The sequence below is a fragment of the Paraflavitalea soli genome, assembly GCF_003555545.1.
Classification (GTDB): Bacteria; Bacteroidota; Bacteroidia; order Chitinophagales; family Chitinophagaceae; genus Paraflavitalea; species Paraflavitalea soli.
On sequence record NZ_CP032157.1, the window covers coordinates 5,501,770 to 5,520,590 of the forward strand.

The 18,821-nt window shown below is 47.8% G+C and carries 18 protein-coding genes; 15 read left to right on the forward strand and 3 right to left on the reverse strand.

Annotated elements, in window-relative coordinates; all coding sequences use genetic code 11:
* Positions 1-45: 45 nt before the first annotated feature.
* From D3H65_RS20665 to argH, 14 genes are all read left to right on the forward strand, one after another.
* Positions 46-804 carry a geranylgeranylglyceryl/heptaprenylglyceryl phosphate synthase gene (locus D3H65_RS20665; RefSeq protein ID WP_119052134.1) on the forward strand — a complete coding sequence of 253 codons (759 nt, stop codon included), beginning with the start codon at positions 46-48 and terminating at the stop codon, positions 802-804.
* Between the two features lie 428 nt (positions 805-1,232).
* Positions 1,233-2,135, forward strand: coding sequence for a helix-turn-helix domain-containing protein (locus D3H65_RS20670; protein ID WP_119052135.1), 903 nt, complete (start codon positions 1,233-1,235; stop codon positions 2,133-2,135).
* Positions 2,136-2,322: 187 nt separating this feature from the next.
* Positions 2,323-3,180, forward strand: coding sequence for an oxidoreductase (locus D3H65_RS20675; protein WP_119052136.1), 858 nt, complete (start codon positions 2,323-2,325; stop codon positions 3,178-3,180).
* 22 nt (positions 3,181-3,202) lie between these two features.
* A complete protein-coding gene (locus D3H65_RS20680; RefSeq protein WP_119052137.1) occupies positions 3,203-3,643 on the forward strand; it encodes a hypothetical protein in 441 nt (146 codons plus the stop codon).
* Between the two features lie 11 nt (positions 3,644-3,654).
* Positions 3,655-3,918 (forward strand): Atu4866 domain-containing protein, encoded by a 264-nt coding sequence (locus D3H65_RS20685; RefSeq protein WP_119052138.1) that lies wholly within the window; start codon positions 3,655-3,657, stop codon positions 3,916-3,918.
* A 53-nt stretch (positions 3,919-3,971) separates the two neighbouring features.
* Entirely contained in the window at positions 3,972-4,853 is an 882-nt protein-coding gene (locus D3H65_RS20690; RefSeq protein ID WP_211345525.1) for an alpha/beta fold hydrolase, read from the forward strand.
* 437 nt (positions 4,854-5,290) lie between these two features.
* The gene (locus D3H65_RS20695; RefSeq protein WP_119052139.1) at positions 5,291-6,019 is read left to right on the forward strand and encodes a GNAT family N-acetyltransferase; all 729 of its coding nucleotides are present in this window, start codon (positions 5,291-5,293) and stop codon (positions 6,017-6,019) included.
* A 72-nt stretch (positions 6,020-6,091) separates the two neighbouring features.
* Positions 6,092-7,288, forward strand: a complete 1,197-nt coding sequence (locus D3H65_RS20700) for an argininosuccinate synthase (RefSeq protein ID WP_119052140.1) — start codon at positions 6,092-6,094, stop codon at positions 7,286-7,288.
* Positions 7,289-7,368: 80 nt separating this feature from the next.
* Positions 7,369-8,352, forward strand: coding sequence for an N-acetyl-gamma-glutamyl-phosphate reductase (argC, locus tag D3H65_RS20705; RefSeq protein ID WP_119052141.1), 984 nt, complete (start codon positions 7,369-7,371; stop codon positions 8,350-8,352).
* Between the two features lie 86 nt (positions 8,353-8,438).
* Positions 8,439-9,587: an aspartate aminotransferase family protein gene (locus D3H65_RS20710; RefSeq protein ID WP_119052142.1), complete on the forward strand. Its 1,149-nt coding sequence runs from the start codon at positions 8,439-8,441 to the stop codon at positions 9,585-9,587.
* 67 nt (positions 9,588-9,654) lie between these two features.
* Complete coding sequence (locus D3H65_RS20715) at positions 9,655-10,650, forward strand: Rossmann-fold NAD(P)-binding domain-containing protein (protein ID WP_119052143.1); 996 nt, start codon at positions 9,655-9,657, stop codon at positions 10,648-10,650.
* Positions 10,651-10,659: 9 nt separating this feature from the next.
* A complete protein-coding gene (gene argB, locus D3H65_RS20720; protein ID WP_211345526.1) occupies positions 10,660-11,448 on the forward strand; it encodes an acetylglutamate kinase in 789 nt (262 codons plus the stop codon).
* Positions 11,438-12,529 (forward strand): M20 family metallo-hydrolase, encoded by a 1,092-nt coding sequence (locus tag D3H65_RS20725; protein WP_119052145.1) that lies wholly within the window; start codon positions 11,438-11,440, stop codon positions 12,527-12,529. Before argB ends, D3H65_RS20725 begins: the two co-directional genes overlap by 11 nt.
* A complete protein-coding gene (gene argH / locus D3H65_RS20730) occupies positions 12,526-13,824 on the forward strand; it encodes an argininosuccinate lyase (RefSeq protein WP_119052146.1) in 1,299 nt (432 codons plus the stop codon). Before D3H65_RS20725 ends, argH begins: the two co-directional genes overlap by 4 nt.
* Before the next feature lie 76 nt (positions 13,825-13,900).
* Here the strand turns inward: argH and gyrB are convergent, their stop codons facing one another.
* Positions 13,901-15,880, reverse strand: a complete 1,980-nt coding sequence (gyrB, locus tag D3H65_RS20735) for a DNA topoisomerase (ATP-hydrolyzing) subunit B (protein ID WP_119052147.1) — start codon at positions 15,878-15,880, stop codon at positions 13,901-13,903.
* A gap of 248 nt (positions 15,881-16,128) precedes the next feature.
* Here gyrB and D3H65_RS20740 point away from each other — a divergent pair, with 248 nt between their 5' ends.
* Positions 16,129-16,698: a MerR family transcriptional regulator gene (locus D3H65_RS20740; protein WP_119052148.1), complete on the forward strand. Its 570-nt coding sequence runs from the start codon at positions 16,129-16,131 to the stop codon at positions 16,696-16,698.
* A gap of 64 nt (positions 16,699-16,762) precedes the next feature.
* Here D3H65_RS20740 and D3H65_RS20745 read toward each other — a convergent pair whose 3' ends face one another.
* Both D3H65_RS20745 and D3H65_RS20750 read right to left on the reverse strand, forming a co-directional pair.
* On the reverse strand, positions 16,763-17,857 hold the full coding sequence (locus D3H65_RS20745; protein WP_119052149.1) for a mechanosensitive ion channel family protein: 1,095 nt from the start codon (positions 17,855-17,857) through the stop codon (positions 16,763-16,765).
* A 150-nt stretch (positions 17,858-18,007) separates the two neighbouring features.
* Complete coding sequence (locus D3H65_RS20750; RefSeq protein ID WP_162915742.1) at positions 18,008-18,742, reverse strand: hypothetical protein; 735 nt, start codon at positions 18,740-18,742, stop codon at positions 18,008-18,010.
* Positions 18,743-18,821: the final 79 nt, after the last annotated feature.

An 18,821-nucleotide genomic window follows, 5' to 3' on the forward strand; every position in this document is an offset into this window, starting at 1 on the left:
GCCAAAAACTTTTCGCATTTTTGTATAAGATCCAATAGCTAAGGCATGACGAATCGTATCTATCAATCTCTACTTCTACAGAAAGCGAAAGGACATAAGTCGTTTGCCGTACTCATTGATCCAGATAAGGTAAACGCCAGTAAAATTGATGAGCTCACCACTTTGGCAGTGGAAGCAAGGGTCGACTACCTCTTTGTAGGGGGTAGTTTAGTCATTTCCAATCAGTTAGACGAAGTTGTGCAGCAAATCAAGCGCAATTGTGACATCCCCGTGATCCTCTTTCCCGGCAGCCCCTCCCAGGTATCCCGTTTTGCGGATGCCCTTTTATACCTCGCTGTTATTTCAGGCAGAAATCCCGAATTATTGATCGGCCAGCATGTGATATCGGCCCCTTTTGTGAAACAAAGCGGCCTGGAGATCATATCCACCGGCTATATGGTCATCGATGGAGGTGCACCCACTACCGTATCGTATATCAGCAATACGGCGCCTATTCCGGCCGATAAAAATGAGATTGCGATGTGTACCGCCATGGCGGGCGAAATGCTCGGCATGAAGCTTATTTATATGGATGCGGGCAGTGGCGCACGCCGGCCCATCACCGAAAGCATGATCGAAAAAGTATCCCAGGTCATCGAAACACCCCTGGTAATTGGCGGCGGTATCACCAATCCTGAAAAAGCCTACCTCAACTGTAAAGCCGGCGCCGATGTGATCGTTATTGGCAATGCCATCGAAAAAGACGCCTCCCTCATCAAAGAAATGGCCGCCGCCATCCACTCCGTTCCTGTAAAGACCTCATAATTAAGACATTTAGCTCATTGCATCTAGCTTTTCTTCGGGTCTGGCCTGGATCTGAGTCGTACCTCATTCGTATCTCATTCGGTACCCGCTTAGGCCGCCCCAGATCATGCCCAAAAACAAAACAAGCCAGGCCAGCATTCAATTCATCCCTTAGGTGCATGAAATGCGCTTTATCCCCGAACATGCCTCGAACATGACCCGAACATGGTCCCTGGCAAACCCGGCCCAGAGGCGGTTCTGGCGCTTATTAAAAAGTGGCTTTAAATGACTGTTTTATTAATGCGGTATGAACCAGTCCTGCCACCCAATTGTTTGAATTTTGCAATAACCGGTTTGAATAGCGTAATTTCAGGAGCCCAAACCCGCCTTAGCTTTGTAAAACAATCGCCGCCCCCCCATCATTGTACAACTGCTAATTTTAAAGGATTATGAAAAACACAGAAACCTTAGAGGAGTTTTACCAGAAGAAATTTAATCACCTGCCACAGAACCTGAAACAGGACATCGGGCATTTTAATGTTTTCAATATTGAGGATACGGTGGGACCTAATGGAACGCCTCCCAAATACAGCCGCCGCGAATTTTACAAGATCAGCATGATGCGGGGCAACAATATTTATCACTATGCTGATAAAAGTATTGAGGTAGGGGGTACCACCCTCATGTTCTTCAACCCTACCGTTCCTTATTCCCTGGAATGCAGTCCCGTTAATGCCTCCGGTTTCTTTTGCATTTTTACAGAAGGCTTTTTTAGCGGACAGCTAAGGGGCAGTATCCAGGAATTTCCCATGTTTGCTCCCGGTGGCAAGCCGGCTTATTCATTGGATGAAGCACAGGACAAGCAAGTATCCCAGATATTCAAAAAGATGCAGGAAGAGATCAGTTCAGATTATATGTATAAGTATGACCTGCTGCGCAATTATGTTACCGAGATCATTCACTATGCCCTGAAGATACAACCTGCGGACACCATTTACCAGCACCCCAATGCCAAATCACGCATCACAGCCGTGTTTACGGAGTTATTGGAAAGACAGTTCCCGATCGAATCTCCTTCCCAGCGGTTCACTCTCCGGTCGGCCAACGACTTTGCCACGCAACTGGCCGTGCACGTTAACCACCTCAACAGGGCCATTAAAGAAACAACGGGTAAAACCACTTCAGAACATATTTTTGAACGATTGATCTCCGAAGCCAAAGCATTATTAAAACATACGAACTGGAATATTTCCGAGATCAGTTATTGCCTGGGTTTTGAAGAACCCGCACACTTCAATAACTTTTTCAAAAAGCAGGTAGCTCTTACACCTTCTGCCTTCAGAAGTATTTAAGCGTTCCCGCTTAGTCCATTTTATTTTTGCTGCACTACTATAGGTGCAGCATTTTTTTTGCCTGTCCCTGCTCACGTTAATATTGTCTTTGATGCGCCTTGTTTGAATTTCGTAACTATTGCTTTGAATGCTACAACAGTAACGGTCTGTATGCACCGTAGCTTTGTGTTATCAAAACAAATCAATTATGAAACAAAGTAAAGTATGGTTCGTGACCGGCGCCTCCAAAGGCCTGGGTCTCTCTTTGGTACAGCAATTATTGGCACAAGGATATGCAGTGGCCGCTACTTCCAGAAGTAAGGAAGACCTGAAAAATGCAGTAGGCAAACACGATCAGTTCCTGCCGCTGGCAGTCGACATCAACAGTGAAGCAAGTATACAGAAAGCCATCGACGAAACAGTGGTGCGGTTCGGCCAATTGGATGTGGTCGTCAACAATGCAGGATATGGCCTGACTGGTTCGCTGGAAGAGTTATCAGATGCAGAAGCCAGGAAGAATTTCGACATCAATGTATTTGGCACCCTCAATGTGATCCGCAAAGTAATGCCTTACTTACGGGCGCAACAATCAGGACATATTTTCAACATCTCTTCCATTGGTGGATTTATCGGCACCTTCCCGGGCTTTGGCATCTACTGCGCTACCAAGTTTGCTGTAGAAGGTCTGACAGAAGCCCTGGCAACCGAGATCAAATCCTTTGGTATCCATGCTACCGTAGTGGCCCCGGGTTATTTCAGAACACAATTTTTGTCTGCCGGTTCCCTTAATGTTCCTGAAAAGCCCATTGAAGCCTATAAAGAGGTAAGAGAATCACAGGCTTTTCACCAAAACATCATGGATGGCAATCAACTGGGTGATCCCGATAAGGCAGCCCTCGCCATGATCCAGATCGCTGAAACACAAAATCCTCCTTTGCATTTATTCCTGGGCGCTGATGCCTACGACATGGCTTATAACAAGATCAATTCTATCAAAGAAGAATTGGAAGCCTGGAAATCTGTGACCGTTTCAACCGCTTTTGAGCATCAACCGGTAGAAGCATAACGCTGCCACAGAACAGAGGATCATGAATGATGCAAAACAATTTTATGTATTCAGGCTGGAAGAGCGTAACCGGATCTTTTCCCCTCAGCAACGGCAAACTGATTATTACGCCATCAGCCTCATAGCCGGCAATACACCGGGAGCAGGTACCATGTTGTGTTTTCACAACCCACAGGTGCCACAGGCAACAGGATCCTGTCCTCCAAAACCGACGGGATTCTTTTGCCTGTTCAATACAGCCTTTCTTTCTGCCAAAATGCAAACGCTGCTCCATGCCTTGCCTATGTTTAGAAAGGAAGTCAACCCGGTGTATTTTTTAGATCCAGGACAGGATAACAATTTCCGTGAGTTGTTTGAAAAGATGCTGGTGGAGGTAAACAACAATTACACTTTCAAGTATGAGCTGCTAGGTAATTACCTGGCAGAGATCATTCACCAGGCATTGAAAATACACACGGAGTAAAACTATAATACATGAACGAAACACCATTTTACGTCGGTGTGTGGATAACCAGGAATGGCTACATCCGGCACGAACTATTACCCGATGGGCATTATGTAGAGGCCCGGGGCGACCAGAAGAATGCCTTCCATGGTAAATATACCTTCACAGGCGATCACATTGATTATGTAGACGACGACGGCTTAACCACCGATGCCGTCATTAAAGATGGTACCTTGTACCATGCCGGCGTGGCATTGCACAAGGTAGAGCAGAAAATAGTGGCATTTTTATGAATCCTTAACTTTCCTGCCCAACAGAAGCCGGGGTCATTTGTTAGTTTTGGAATATGACGCCTGTAAAATTTACCTTATTCCTCCTGCTTACCGGCATTTTCTGTTCCGGCTGTTTTAGCCGGTTCACCATGACCAACCGGGAGGTACGGAAATATTACGAACATAAACCGGTGAAGCCTACCTACTTCACCATCCGCAACGATTCTGTATCCCTTTTCTGTGCCACCACAGGCGCCGACACCCTTCCTCCCCTCCTGATGATCCACGGCGCCCCGGGCGCCTGGTATGGAAGCCGCAACCTGCTAGATGATTCGTTGCTGCAGCAGCATTTTCACATAATAGCCGTCGACCGCCTGGGATACAACAAATCCCGGTTTAAAGGCAAACGCAAAGCAGTGACCTCCATCACCACCCAGGCTGTGGCCATTCATGAAGCCATGCGGCTTAACCGCTCCCATAAACCCGGTGTGGTAATGGGAAGTTCTTATGGGGCGCCCATTGCGGGCAAGATGGCCCTATTATACCCTCAGGAATACAACCACCTGGTGATGCTGGCGGCCGCCATCGATCCTGACCAGGAAAAGTTCTGGTGGTTTCATCCCTTTATCAATGGCGGACCGCCTTACTGGTTGTTTCCCCGCTTCATCAAGAGCGCCACCGACGAGAAGTTTTCGCATGTGGAAGAGCTGCGCAAGCTGCTGCCGGAGTGGAAAAACCTTAAAGTACCTGTGACGGTGGTGCAGGGAGGTGAGGACGATATTATCGAGCCGACTAACCTCGATTTTGCCAAACAAATACTGCAGGGAAAGCTGGCCAACTTCATCTACCTGCCTAATGCTGGTCACCTCATCAGGCTGCAACGACCTGATATTGTGCGCGCTATCCTGCTCAATCCATTGCCCGGCGCAAAAGGCAATACAAGTATTGGCAAATGATGAAGGCCCGGTAGCATGATCCTTTACAGCTTCGGCAGGCCGTCCCGCCGCCCCTGGCACAAACGCTTGTTTGCTGGTTTTTATGGAATTAGCTAAAATTTTACAATAAAAAGTCCCCCCCATCCTAAAAAAATGTTTTCTTTGCGGTGTTAAAAGCATTGAGTTAAAGAATATTCACCATTAGAAATGCATAAAAATCTCACCATAATACTCGCTGATGTAGTAGCGCAAAGCGTTATTACTATAGTGCGTGGGGTTTTTGCTGTACAGCTCCGTACAGATTTTGTTAGTCGCCCGGTCCCCGTTAGGGTGCGACGTTGATACCATTTTACCATAGTATCCCCTTTGTCATGGAACTATGCTCCCGTAACCCGGGATTCGTGTCTTTCGCAGTAATCAGTCTGCTGCATTTTTTCACATTATAGTCTTGTCAAACAATGGAAACGCAACAACAGTTCCAGATACTTATAGCCAATGAAACCCATCTTGACTTCGCACAGATCATTTGCGACGAGATGCTTTCCTCTGCCAAAGCACGGGGTACCGGTATCGCCAAGCGATCACCGGAATACATCCAGCAAAAAATGCGGGAAGGCAAAGCAGTGATCGCTTTCAACCAGGATGGCATATGGGCCGGTTTTTGTTATATCGAGACCTGGAGCCATGGCGAATACGTAGCCAATTCAGGCCTTATCGTAGCCCCTGCATTCAGAAAGGGAGGACTCGCCAAAGCCATCAAGAAAAAGATCTTCGAACTGAGCCGTAAGCTGTATCCCGAATCCAAAATATTCGGACTTACTACAGGTCTGGCTGTTATGAAGATCAATAGTGAACTGGGCTATGAACCTGTTACCTATTCCGAGCTTACACAGGATGACGCCTTCTGGGCAGGTTGTAAAAGCTGTGTAAACTATGAGATCCTCATGAGCAAAGAACGGAAGAACTGTATGTGTACCGCCATGCTCTACGATCCCAAGGATCACTACGAGCCGGAAGAGACCAAACAATTCTTCGAGGAGAAAAAAGGCATCCTGGAACGCCTGCTGCGTATCAAGCAGTGGAAATTCCTGCAGCCTTTCCTGAAGAAAGACAAGGAAGACAACAGCACCAAAATGGTACAGGCCAGCAAGCGGAGATCACTGCTGCAGTACTTTTTTAACTTGTGATCTGAACCGGCAATAGAAAATCGGCAATAATACAGTAAATAACCTTCAGCAATTAACTACCATAATACAGCAATGAAAAAAATAGTTTTAGGATTCAGCGGCGGACTCGACACTTCCTATTGTGTTAAATACCTGGGTGAAGACAAAGGGTATGAAGTACACAGCATCATCGTTAATACCGGTGGCTTCAGCGAAGAAGAGTTGAAACAGATAGAGGCCCATGCCTATAACCTGGGCGTTAAGACGCATACTACTGTTAATGCCGTGAAGTCTTATTACGACCGCATTATCAAGTACCTGATCTATGGCAACGTATTAAAGAACAATACCTACCCATTGAGTGTAAGTGCTGAAAGACTGAGCCAGGCTGTACATATTGCCGAGCACGTGCAAAAGCTGAAAGCGGATGCAGTAGCCCATGGCAGCACCGGCGCCGGCAACGACCAGGTACGTTTTGATATGATCTTCCACATCATGATCCCCGGTGTTGAGATCATTACTCCTATCCGCGACCTCAAGCTTAGCCGCGAAGCTGAGATCGAATACCTCAAAGGCAAGGGTGTGAACATGAACTTTGCCAAAGCTATGTATTCTATCAATAAAGGTCTGTGGGGTACCAGTGTTGGCGGAAAAGAAACTTTGTCTTCCAAAGGCATGTTGCCCGAAGAAGCATGGCCTACCCAGGTTACCCAAACCGGTAGCCAGGAAGTAAAACTGAGCTTTGTAAAAGGTGAACTGAAAGCGGTGGATGGCAAATCATTCGATCATCCCACCGAAGCCATACAATACCTGCAAACCATTGCCGGACCTTATGGCGTAGGCCGTGATATCCACGTGGGCGATACCATCATTGGTATTAAAGGCCGGGTAGGCTTTGAAGCTGCTGCCCCTATGGTGATCCTGAAAGCACACCACGCCCTGGAAAAACACGTGCTCACCAAATGGCAGCTGAACTGGAAGGACCAACTGGCACAGTTCTACGGCAACTGGCTGCACGAAGGACAGATCATGGACCCTGTGATGCGTGATATTGAAGCCTACCTGGAGAATGCCCAGCAAACAGTCACAGGCGATGTATTTATACAATTGATGCCCTACCGTTTCCAGGTCATCGGCATCGAGTCTCCGTACGATCTCATGAGCAGCAAGTTTGGTAAATACGGTGAAATGAATACCGGCTTTACCGGTGATGATGTACGTGGATTCAGCAAGATATTCGGCAACCAGACTTCGATCTGGACCGCTGTGAAGGAAGAGAATAAGAAGTAGAATACAGAATACAGGAGTCAGAATACAGAAGAAAATGCAGGCAGAATGAATTGGGGTATTTGGCTCAAAAAGCAAGCAGTATGAGCAAGAACATTAAAGTAGGTATCGTTGGAGGAGCAGGTTATACCGGTGGAGAACTGATCCGTTTATTGGTTAATCACCCGTATGTAGCTGTTTCTTTTATTCATAGCCGCAGCAATGCAGGCAAACCCGTGTATGCCGTTCATGAAGACCTGGTTGGTGAAACCGATTGGCAATTCACAGGAGAATTAAGCCAGGATGTAGATGTGGTATTTCTGTGTGTAGGTCATGGCGAAGCAAAGAAGTTCCTTGCAGAGAACACTTTCGATGCCAGGATCAAGATCATTGACCTGTCGCAGGACTTCAGGTTGGCTCAAAACTCGAAGCTCGGAGCCCGGAGCTTTGTTTATGGATTACCCGAACTGAACAGGGAAGCCATCCGCACAGCCTCTAATGTGGCCAATCCTGGCTGCTTTGCTACGGCTGTTCAACTGGGTCTATTGCCCCTGGCCAAAGCTGGCTTGCTCGACCAGGTTTATTCCACCGGCATCACCGGTTCTACGGGTGCAGGACAAAGCCTCAGCGCGACTTCTCATTTTAGCTGGAGGGCCAATAATATCCAGGCTTACAAAACATTGAATCACCAGCACATGAACGAAATAGGTGAGTCACTGTTACAATTACAGCCCAAGAGCCAGATCGATGTGAGCTTTGTGCCCTGGAGAGGCGATTTCACCCGCGGTATTTTCATCAGTTCACAACTCGATTGCGACCTTACTGAGCAGGAGTTGGTTAGCTTGTATACTGATTTTTACGATGGTCATCCATTTACCACCGTAAGCAAACAACCGATCTTTTTAAAACAGGCCGTCAATACCAACAAGTGTATTATTCAACTGGAAAAAGTAGGCACCAAACTGGTGGTGCATTCTATAATAGATAATTTACTGAAAGGCGCTTCCGGTCAGGCTGTGCAGAATATGAACCTGTTGTTTGGGCTCGAGGAGTGCGCTGGCCTGAAGCTGAAGGCTAACTATTTTTAAATACCAGCTACGAGCTGTGAGCCACGAGCAGCGAGCCTTTTGCTCGAAGCTCATAGCTCGAAGCTCGCAGCTCAAACTAGTATTCCATGAAGTTATTTGACGTTTATCCCATCAACGACATCACCATTACAAAGGCCAAAGGCTCTTATGTATGGGATGCAGCCGGTGAACAATACCTTGACCTGTATGGCGGTCATGCCGTAATATCTATTGGCCATACGCATCCTCATTACGTACAGCGAGTTACCGATCAGCTCAATAAAGTAGGTTTTTATTCCAACTCTATCCGTATTCCCTTGCAGGAAGAACTGGCTGCCAAGCTGGGCAAGGTATCCGGCAAAGAAGACTATCAACTGTTCCTGTGTAATTCTGGCGCAGAAGCCAATGAGAACGCGCTGAAACTGGCCTCCTTCTTCAATGGCCGTAAAAAGATCATCGCTTTCACAAAAGGCTTTCACGGCAGGACTTCCCTGGCCGTAGCAGCTACTGATAATCCATCTATTGTAGCGCCGGTAAACCAAACCAACAATGTTATATTCCTGCCTTTCAATGATGAGGAAGCACTGCAAGCCTGCTTCAGAGCACAGGGCAGTGAGATATCTTCCGTGATCATTGAAGGTATACAAGGTGTTGGCGGCATCAATGTAGCTTCCGTTCCTTTCCTCCAACAGATCCGTCACCTTTGCGATGAGCATGGCGCCGTATTCATTGCCGACAGCGTGCAGTGCGGCTATGGCAGAACCGGCAAATTCTTTTCCCACGATTTCGCCGGCGTAAATGCCGATATCTATACCATGGCCAAAGGCATGGGCAATGGCTTCCCTGTAGCAGGTATTATCATCGCCCCGCATATTCAGGCCAAACACTCCATGCTCGGTACTACTTTTGGTGGTAACCACCTGGCATGCGCCGCTGCCCTGGCTGTGCTGGAAGTGATAGAACAGGAAAACCTGCTCAACAACGCAGCCGAAGTAGGCAACTACATCATGCAGCAACTGAAAGGAATTTCTGAATTGAAGAATGTAAGAGGCCGTGGCCTGATGATCGGGTTTGATGTGCCCGAAGAGCTGAAAGACCTGAAGAAGAACCTGCTGTGGAAACACAAGATATTTACCGGCGAAGCAAAACCCAATGTGATCCGCCTATTGCCTTCCCTGGCTTTGCGTAAGAAAGATGCCAATGAGTTTATAGAAGCCGTAAAGGAAGAGATCGCAGCATTGGTGCCCACACACTAGTTTCTACGTGAGAAGTGAAATCACTTCTCATTATTCATAATTATTCATAAACACGTTCTTCACGGAAATGAGAAACTTTATTTCTGTTCACGATGTTTCCAACATCAATGACCTCGTAGCAAAGGCTTTAGTCTATAAAGCAGACCCGCTAAAAGACAAATCCCTTGGTAAGCACAAAAGAATAGGGCTATTGTTCCTGAACCCCAGTATGCGCACCCGTCTCAGCACACAGATAGCGGCGCAAAACCTGGGCATGGAAGCCATCGTGTTCAATGTAGGTCAGGAAGGTTGGGCACTTGAATTTGAAGAAGAGGCCATTATGAGTGGCAGCACGGTCGAGCACGTTAAAGATGCTGCCCCTATTATGGGTAAGTACTTCGATATACTGGCCATCCGTACCTTCCCCTCCTTGAAGAACCGTGATGATGATTACAGCGAACTGTTCATCAAGCAGTTTATTAAATACGCCGGCATCCCCGTAGTGAGCCTGGAAAGCGCCACCCTGCATCCTTTGCAGAGTTTAACAGATATTATCACCATCCAGGAGAATTCCATCATCCCCATGAATGTTGAACGCGGCCCTTTGTGGACACAGATGGAAAGACCTAAGATCGTACTCACCTGGGCACCCCACGTGAAGCCTTTGCCCCAATGTGTGGCCAATAGCTTTTCCCAATGGGTAAACGCCTGGGGGCAGGCTGATTTTGTGATCACCCACCCCGAAGATTATGAGCTGGATACCCAGTTTACCAACGGCGCTACCATCACACATGATCAGAATGAAGCCCTGAAGGATGCTGACTTTGTATACGTGAAGAACTGGAGCACCTTCAACCATGAATATGGCCGCATTTATACCAACGATCCTGGCTGGATGATGACCAACGAAAAGCTGGCCCTCACCAATAATGCTAAAGTAATGCACTGCCTGCCCGTAAGAAGGAACGTAGAGCTGAGCGATGAGATACTGGATGGTCCCAACAGCATTGTGACCCAGGAGGCCTCCAACAGGGTATGGGCAGCACAGGCAGTATTGGCAGAGATATTAAAAGCAAACCATTAAACAGGGATCTTGGAAAAGTTATTTGTAGTCAAGATTGGCGGTAATATTATCGATGATGATGCCAAATTAGCTGCATTCCTCATTTCCTTTGCCGCCCTCAAAGGCAAAAAGATATTGGTACATGGCGGTGGCAAACTGGCCACCCGCCTGGCAGAAGAAATGAAGGTACCACAGCAAATGGTGGACGGAAGAAGGATCACCGATGCCGAGACCCTCAAGATCGTAACCATGGTCTACGCCGGTTACATCAATAAAAATATAGTAGCCCGGTTACAGGCCCACGGCAGCAATGCCATTGGTCTGAGTGGTGCAGATGGCAATGCCATTCAGGCACACAAGCGGGTACATCCCACCCTGGATTATGGATTTGTAGGTGATGTTGACAGCGTAAACGCCCCCCTCCTGAAATCCTTGCTGGACCAGGATCTGGCCATTGTACTGGCGCCTATTACCCACGACAAACAAGGTTTGCTACTCAATACCAATGCAGACACCATTGCCCAGGAAGCCGCCAAAGGATTGAGCGGACATTATGACGTAGAGCTGATCTATTCTTTTGAGAAGAGCGGCGTATTGCTGGATGCCAACGACGACAGCACCGTGATAGCTTCCATTACACCCGCTTATTACCAGCAATTAAAAGCAGCACAAAAGATATTTGCAGGCATGATCCCCAAGCTGGATAATGCCTTTGCAGCATTGAACAGTGGCGTAAAGAAAGTGATCATCGGAAAAGCAGAGCAGCTTCAACAATTAATTGCCGGATCATCCGGCACAACCATTATCAATGAGCAGTGATCAGATCACCATATTACAGGACCAGGCCATAGCCTTGCTGAAACAACTGATTGCCACGCCATCATTCAGCAAAGAAGAAGACCAAACAGCCGCTATACTGGAGCAATTCCTGCAGCAAAACAATATCAAAGCCAACAGGCATCTGCACAATGTATGGGCTGTCAATAAGCATTTTGATCCGGCCAAACGCACCATCATCCTCAATTCGCACCACGACACCGTAAAGCCCAATAAGGGATATACCCTTGATCCATTTATGCCGATAGAAAAGGAGGGTAAATTATTTGGCCTCGGCAGCAATGATGCGGGAGGTCCCCTGGTATCACTCATTACTACCTTTCTGTATTACAACGATAGAACAGACCTGAAATACAACCTGCTGCTGGTAGCTTCTTCAGAAGAAGAGATATCCGGCCGCAATGGTATAGAGGCCCTGCTACCTGCATTGGCCGAAAACCAACCCCATATAGTGATCGATAGCGGCATCGTTGGCGAACCTACACAGATGCAGATGGCGGTAGCCGAGCGCGGCCTCATGGTGCTGGATTGCCTCTCCCATGGCAAGGCTGGTCATGCTGCCCGCGAAGAAGGGGAGAATGCCATTTATAAAGCGCTGGCCGATATAGAGTGGTTTCGCAATTACCGATTCTCCAAAGTATCCGATCTGCTGGGGCCCGTTAAAATGAGCGTTACTGTCATTGAAACCGACAACAAGGCTCATAATGTAGTGCCCGCCCAGTGTAAATTTGTGGTAGATGTGCGCGTGAATGAGTTGTATACTTTTGAAGAAGTGCTGGAAGTGATCCGCACACAGGTACAATGTGAAGTTCAACCCAGAAGCACCAGGCTTCGCTCTACTTCCATTGCATTGGATCACCCCCTTACCCGGGCAGGCATCGCACTCAACAGATCTTATTACGGCTCCCCTACTACCTCCGACAAAGCCCTCATGCCTTTCCAGACCCTCAAGATGGGCCCGGGCGATTCGGCCCGCAGCCATACAGCCGATGAGTTTATATATGTGGAAGAGATCAGAGAAGGAATCCAATTATATATCCAACTTTTAAACCAGGTATTATGAAATTGTGGCAAAAAGAAAACACCTCCGTATCTGCGCTGATAGAAAAGTTTACCGTCGGGCGCGACAAGGAGTTCGACATTCTGCTGGCGAAGTATGATGTGGAAGGCTCTATTGCTCATGTAACCATGCTGGGTGAAGTAGGGTTGATGAGTAAAGAAGATGCAGCGCTGGCTGTAAAAGGCCTCCAAGAAATACAACAGGAGATTGCCGATGGACAATTTGCGATTGCCGATGGCGTAGAAGATGTGCACTCCCAGGTGGAGTTGCTGCTTACCCAGCGCATTGGCGATGCCGGTAAAATGATCCATAGCGGCCGCAGCCGCAATGACCAGGTAGCTGTTGACATTAAGCTCTACCTCCGCGCTGAAATATTGGCCGTGAAGGAAGAAGTAAAGCAATTGTTCGGCCTCCTGATCGTCCAAAGCGAAAAATTCAAACAACACTTACTACCGGGATACACCCATCTCCAGATCGCCATGCCCTCATCGTTTGGTCTATGGTTAGGCGCCTACGCTGAAGGTTTGGTCGACGACCTGGAACTGTTGGCCGCAGCCTATGCTGTAGCCAACAAGAATCCGCTGGGCAGCGGCGCCGGCTATGGTTCTTCTTTCCCCCTCAACCGTACCCGCACCACCGAACTGCTGCATTTTGGTGCCCTGAATGCCAATTCAGTATATGCCCAGATGAGCCGGGGTAAAACAGAGCGCGTGGTAGCTACCGGTATCAGCGCCGTGGCAGCAACCCTCAGTCGCCTGGCCATGGATTGCTGCCTGTATATCAACCAGAATTTCGGGTTTATCTCCTTCCCTGCCGAGCTCACTACCGGCAGCAGCATCATGCCCCATAAAAAGAACCCCGATGTGTTTGAGCTCATCAGGGCCAAATGCAACCGTATACAAGCTACTCCCAATGAACTTACCCTCCTGGTCAATAACCTGCCATCCGGTTACCACCGCGATCTGCAGCTCACCAAGGAGATCCTGTTCCCGGCTATTGAGACCCTGAAGGATTGCCTGCAAATGACCCGCCTCATGTTGAGCCGTATGTCCGTAACGGAAAACATCCTGGACGATGCCAAATACAAATACCTGTTTAGTGTAGAAGCCGTTAATGAACTCGTCAACAAGGGTATTCCCTTCCGCGATGCTTACAAGCAGGTGGGCAATGATATTGAGCAGGGTACTTTCAATTTCGACTACAAAAAGCAACTACACCATACCCATGAGGGAAGCATCGGCAACCTGTACAATGACTACATTGTTGCAGCGATGGAGAAAGTGAACGGCAAGTTTTGATAGCCATAAGCTAAATGAAAAATCCCTCTCTGTTTATAACTAGAGAGGGATTCGTATTTTAAACGCATGTGCCGTCCTAGATGTCCAGCTTAGCGTATTTGGCGTGGCTTTCAATGAATTCACGACGCGGTGCTACTTCATCGCCCATCAGCATACTGAAGATGCGGTCGGCTTCTGCGGCACTTTCAATAGTTACCTGCTTCAGCGTACGGCTATCAGGATTCATGGTCGTATCCCACAACTGGGTGGCGTTCATTTCTCCCAAACCTTTGTAACGCTGGATGTTCACGCTGTCTTCTTTGCCGGCGGCAAATTTGGACACCCATCCCTTACGTTGCTCTTCATTCCAGGCATAGGCCTGGTCCTTACCCTTTTTCACGAGGTATAAAGGCGGCTGGGCAATGTATACATACCCTTGCTCCACCAGGGCAGCCATATAACGATAGATAAAGGTCAGGATCAACGTGGCAATGTGGCTTCCATCCACATCGGCATCCGTCATGATGATCAGCTTATGATAGCGCAGTTTTGCGAGGTTCAATGCCTTGGGATCGTCCGGCGTACCTACTGTAACACCCAATGCCGTGTACATATTCCGGATTTCCTCGTTCTCATAGATCTTGTGCTCCATGGCTTTCTCCACGTTCAGGATCTTACCCCGCAGTGGCAGGATGGCCTGGAAGGAACGGTCGCGGCCCTGCTTGGCAGTACCACCGGCCGAGTCACCTTCGACGAGGAACAGTTCGCAACGCTCCGGATCACGGTCCGAACAGTCGGCCAGTTTACCGGGCAAACCGCCGCCGCTCAATACACTCTTCCGTTGTACCAGCTCACGGGCTTTACGGGCTGCAGCCCTTGCCTGTGCAGCCAGGATCACCTTGGAGATGATATTCTTGGCTTCTTTGGGATTCTCTTCCAGGAACGCCTGCAATACGCCGGATACAGTACTGTCTACCACACCCATTACATCACCATTACCCAGCTTGGTCTTGGTCTGACCTTCAAACTGCGGCTCCGGTACTTTTACCGAAATGATGGCGCTCAGACCTTCGCGAAAGTCATCGCCTTCGATCTCTACCTTGGCCTTTTCAAAGAGGTTCTGCTTGTCGCCATAGCTCTTAAATACCCGCGTAAGCGCCCGGCGGAAACCGGATACGTGGGTACCACCCTCGATCGTATTGATATTATTAACGTAAGAATAAATGTGCTCGTTATAGCTGTCGTTGTAGGTAAGGGCTACCTCTACCGCTACATTCGACTTCTCATCCCTGCCTTCTACAAAAATAACATTGGGGAGCAATGCTGCCCGGCCTGCATTTTTATCCAGCATCTCTACAAACTCCACAATACCACCTTCGCTATAGAAGGTTTTGGTATAGGTTTCTCCGGCTTCATCCTTCTCCCGCAGATCATTCAGTACAATACGGATTCCCCTGTTCAGGTAAGCCAGCTCACGCAAACGGCCTTCCAGGATATCCTTTTTATACACACTGACCGTAAAAATGCTCGTATCGGGCCAGAAATGGATCGTAGTACCTGTTTCCTCAGATACGCCGATCTCCCTTACAGAATATTGCGGTACACCGATGCGATACTCCTGTTCAAAGATCTTTCCTTCACGTTTTACTGTAGCCTGTAACACTGTACTCAGAGCGTTTACGCAACTTACCCCCACACCGTGCAAACCACCGGAAACCTTATAGGTATCCTTGTCGAATTTACCACCGGCATGCAGTACAGTCATTACGATTTCCAGGGCGCTCTTCTGTTCCTTGGTATTGATACCGGTAGGGATACCACGCCCATCATCAATGACGGAAATAGAGTTGTCCTCATGGATCGTAACCACGATATTTTTACAATAGCCAGCCAGCGCTTCATCGATCGAGTTGTCTACTACCTCATATACCAGGTGGTGCAGGCCTTTTTCGCCAACATCGCCGATATACATGGCAGGACGCTTACGCACCGCTTCCAACCCTTCCAAAACCTGTATGCTATCTGCTCCATAACCGTTGGTGGCGGGGGTAAGAATTTCCTTGATTTCTGTATCCATAAATGCTTGTGAAAATGCTTGTGAAAGTTAAGAATGTTGATTCCCGCAAAGGTACGAAAATTAAGGCTTTCGGCCTCTTTTACAGGGCCATTTTATGCACCTTTTTTCACCGTTTAACACCTTGTTTTTGAGCCACTCAAAACCCGTTTTAACACCCCCTTTTCAGACAAGGTTTTGGCCCCTTTATATTCTTCGTAATTTTACAGCACGATATTTGTTATGAAATAACCGCTACCCATTCAATAGCTATGGATCCAAAAAACCTCTCCCAAATTACCTTCGACTTTTCCGATGCGGCCCAGCCACAGGAAAACGCCTCTGTAGGCGTAAGGGTAAAGTCCCTGAAGCCTGTAGAGCCGCCTAAGGAAGAAGAGCCAATAACTGCCGCCGCCATTGCTCCTGCACCAGCCAAACCGGTTGTTAAGAAGTCTACCCGTGGCCGCAAATCACTCAAAGCATTGGATGCAGAAGCCGATCTCGTCAACATTCCAGCCAATGAGGTCCTTTTCCAACGCCAGTACTATGCCATTGGTGAAGTAGCTGAAATGTTTGGCGTAAACCAATCTTTGTTACGTTTCTGGGAAAATGAATTTGATATTATCCAACCGCGTAAGAACCGCAAGGGCGACCGACATTTCAGGCCTATAGACATCAAGAACCTGGAGCTGATCTATGACCTCCTCCGCAGGCGCAAGCTCACCATCGAAGGCGCCAAAGACTTCCTGAAGAAGAACAAGCAGGGACGCGATAGTTTCGAAATGATCCAGTCTTTAAAGAAAGTAAAGGAATTCCTCCTGGAGATAAAAGCCTCTTTGTAAGAGATCCAAGCTGCCTCTAAGCTTTGGCCACATTTTCGCTCGCAGCTCATGGCTCGCAGCTGTTTTACCCTTCCCGCAAGATCACCACACCCGCATCCCGCGAGGCCAGTTTGATCGTCAATTCTTTCAATAAACCAATGATCTGCAGGTTTACCTCTTGCCGCAAGGCATTGAAATCTGCCACAGGTATCGTGGCCGTGAAGAACTCTACATTGACCAGGTAAGTATCCTTAACAATATCCGAAAGAAACACCGTGTAGTTTTCTATTACCGCTTTCCGGTCCTGGAACAATTGCTGTATACGCAGGATCAACTGATCAACCGATTCCTTCGCCGTATCATTGCCCAGTTCCAGCTGCACAAAGGCCCTGCGCTGCGTACGCAACGAAAGATTATCCATAATACTATCCACCATCTGCTTATTCGGCATCGTCACGTACGTCTTCTGGTCCGTGCGGATACGTGTACTCCGTAAGCCAATCTTTTCTACCGTACCCGTAATGGATTGCACCTTCACCAGGTCGCCCACCATAAACGGTTTATCAAAGAAGATAATAAAAGAAGCGATCAGGTTTTCCAGGCTCTCCCGTGTAGCCAACGCAATCGCCGCACCACCGATACTTAATGCCGTGATAAGGTTGGTGATCGGGTAATGGAAGGCCAGCTTCAACACCATCAGCACCCCCATAATTACAACAAGCGCCTTAAAGAAGTCCCTGAAGAACACCACCAGCTGGTTATCTGTCTGATCAGGTGTCAGTTCAGCCTTATGCTGTAAGATCATAGCCACAAAATCAATGATCCGCAGCAGCAACCAGTTAAATGCCACAATCATCACAATGATGGCAATCCCATCGATAAGGCCGTGCAGCTGTATCTTATACAGGTTAAAATTAAGCAGTTGCGGAAAGTTGAGCTTATCCAGCGACACAATACATACCAGTAACAGGAGGAATGTTTCGAGCGGCGAAACCACCAGGTTTACAAATGACTTCTTATCAACCCCACTCGCCAGCTTATGGATGATCCGGTAAATAAGACCCGCAATATACCGGGAAAGGTAGCGCTTGAACAGTACAGCTAACAGTATAGAACCACTTACCAGCAAATAGTTACGGATCGTATTATCAAGAAAAACACTGTCCAACAATTTGTTCATGTTGCAAATTTAACCAAATCAGCTTTCCCATTTCACGCAGTCTTGGTTGTCATTATGATTTCTTACTTTTTTGTCATTTCGAATCACCCTTTGTTGTCATTTCGAACGCAGCGTAGCGCAGTGAGAAATCTGTCCTCGAAGCAAGCGTAATCATCGATAAGAATAAATCTCCAGCTGGTGATCCCGAAGCAAGTATAAATTACCGGGCATGATCTTTATTTTCCGGGCGCTTTGCATAGCCGCCGGTATAGGGTATTGTTGCAGGTTGAGTGTGCCTGGCTCGTACCGGTACAACATGCCGGCATCCCTGCCAAATAGCGTGTTATTGATCACTGAGAAATCTGTCCAGCCCGTAAAACGGATACGGTTCTTAAACGTCCCATAGTAATCAAACAGGTACACCCCTTTGGCCGCATCATAGAGATATAACAGTTTGTTCTGATCTACGATGAACTGAGGAGAAGGCATCGAATCAAAAAGCAGGCGAAAATCGGAGCTTTGGTCAATCAGCCGCCCATCTTCCCCTATCCGTTTCAGCTTACCTTCCAGCTCATCAAACACCCAGATATTGTTGTCATAAGCCTGGCCAATCGACTTTACCTGAAATAGCTGCCGACGACGCAGATCCAATGTGGATCGTGTGTTTAGAAAACGATCCAGCGTCACCACGGTTCCAAAATCTTTGAAATACAACAACACTTTGAGCGGGTTCGATACATCTATAAAATGGATCTTGCCGTATTGCCGCACGTTATTGAAGACTGCGATCGAATCACCGGCCGGACCCATCTTTTTCAATTGGCCGCTTTGATTCAATACATACAGGTTGCCTAAATTATCGACCGTAAAGTCCGTGAACTCCCCGGCTATCTTTTGTTGCAGCATGAAAAAGGAGTCAGCCTGGGTTGTACCTCCGCGAGGCACAGCGCTGGTTGTTTGCGCAGCCCCCATAAGGTACCCACCC

Bases quoted from the DNA above. Each gene is read 5' to 3' on its own strand.
- D3H65_RS20750 (WP_162915742.1), bottom strand. From the start codon at position 18,742: ATGCTGCAACAAAAGATAGCCGGGGAGTTCACGGACTTTACGGTCGAT.
- D3H65_RS20710 (WP_119052142.1), top strand. From the start codon at position 8,439: ATGAAGTTATTTGACGTTTATCCCATCAACGACATCACCATTACAAAG.
- D3H65_RS20685 (WP_119052138.1), top strand. From the start codon at position 3,655: ATGAACGAAACACCATTTTACGTCGGTGTGTGGATAACCAGGAATGGC.
- gyrB (WP_119052147.1), bottom strand. From the start codon at position 15,880: ATGGATACAGAAATCAAGGAAATTCTTACCCCCGCCACCAACGGTTAT.
- D3H65_RS20690 (WP_211345525.1), top strand. From the start codon at position 3,972: ATGACGCCTGTAAAATTTACCTTATTCCTCCTGCTTACCGGCATTTTC.
- D3H65_RS20725 (WP_119052145.1), top strand. From the start codon at position 11,438: ATGAGCAGTGATCAGATCACCATATTACAGGACCAGGCCATAGCCTTG.
- D3H65_RS20740 (WP_119052148.1), top strand. From the start codon at position 16,129: ATGGATCCAAAAAACCTCTCCCAAATTACCTTCGACTTTTCCGATGCG.
- D3H65_RS20745 (WP_119052149.1), bottom strand. From the start codon at position 17,857: ATGAACAAATTGTTGGACAGTGTTTTTCTTGATAATACGATCCGTAAC.
- D3H65_RS20695 (WP_119052139.1), top strand. From the start codon at position 5,291: ATGGAAACGCAACAACAGTTCCAGATACTTATAGCCAATGAAACCCAT.
- D3H65_RS20715 (WP_119052143.1), top strand. From the start codon at position 9,655: ATGAGAAACTTTATTTCTGTTCACGATGTTTCCAACATCAATGACCTC.
- argC (WP_119052141.1), top strand. From the start codon at position 7,369: ATGAGCAAGAACATTAAAGTAGGTATCGTTGGAGGAGCAGGTTATACC.
- D3H65_RS20700 (WP_119052140.1), top strand. From the start codon at position 6,092: ATGAAAAAAATAGTTTTAGGATTCAGCGGCGGACTCGACACTTCCTAT.
- D3H65_RS20665 (WP_119052134.1), top strand. From the start codon at position 46: ATGACGAATCGTATCTATCAATCTCTACTTCTACAGAAAGCGAAAGGA.
- D3H65_RS20680 (WP_119052137.1), top strand. From the start codon at position 3,203: ATGAATGATGCAAAACAATTTTATGTATTCAGGCTGGAAGAGCGTAAC.
- D3H65_RS20675 (WP_119052136.1), top strand. From the start codon at position 2,323: ATGAAACAAAGTAAAGTATGGTTCGTGACCGGCGCCTCCAAAGGCCTG.
- argH (WP_119052146.1), top strand. From the start codon at position 12,526: ATGAAATTGTGGCAAAAAGAAAACACCTCCGTATCTGCGCTGATAGAA.
- D3H65_RS20670 (WP_119052135.1), top strand. From the start codon at position 1,233: ATGAAAAACACAGAAACCTTAGAGGAGTTTTACCAGAAGAAATTTAAT.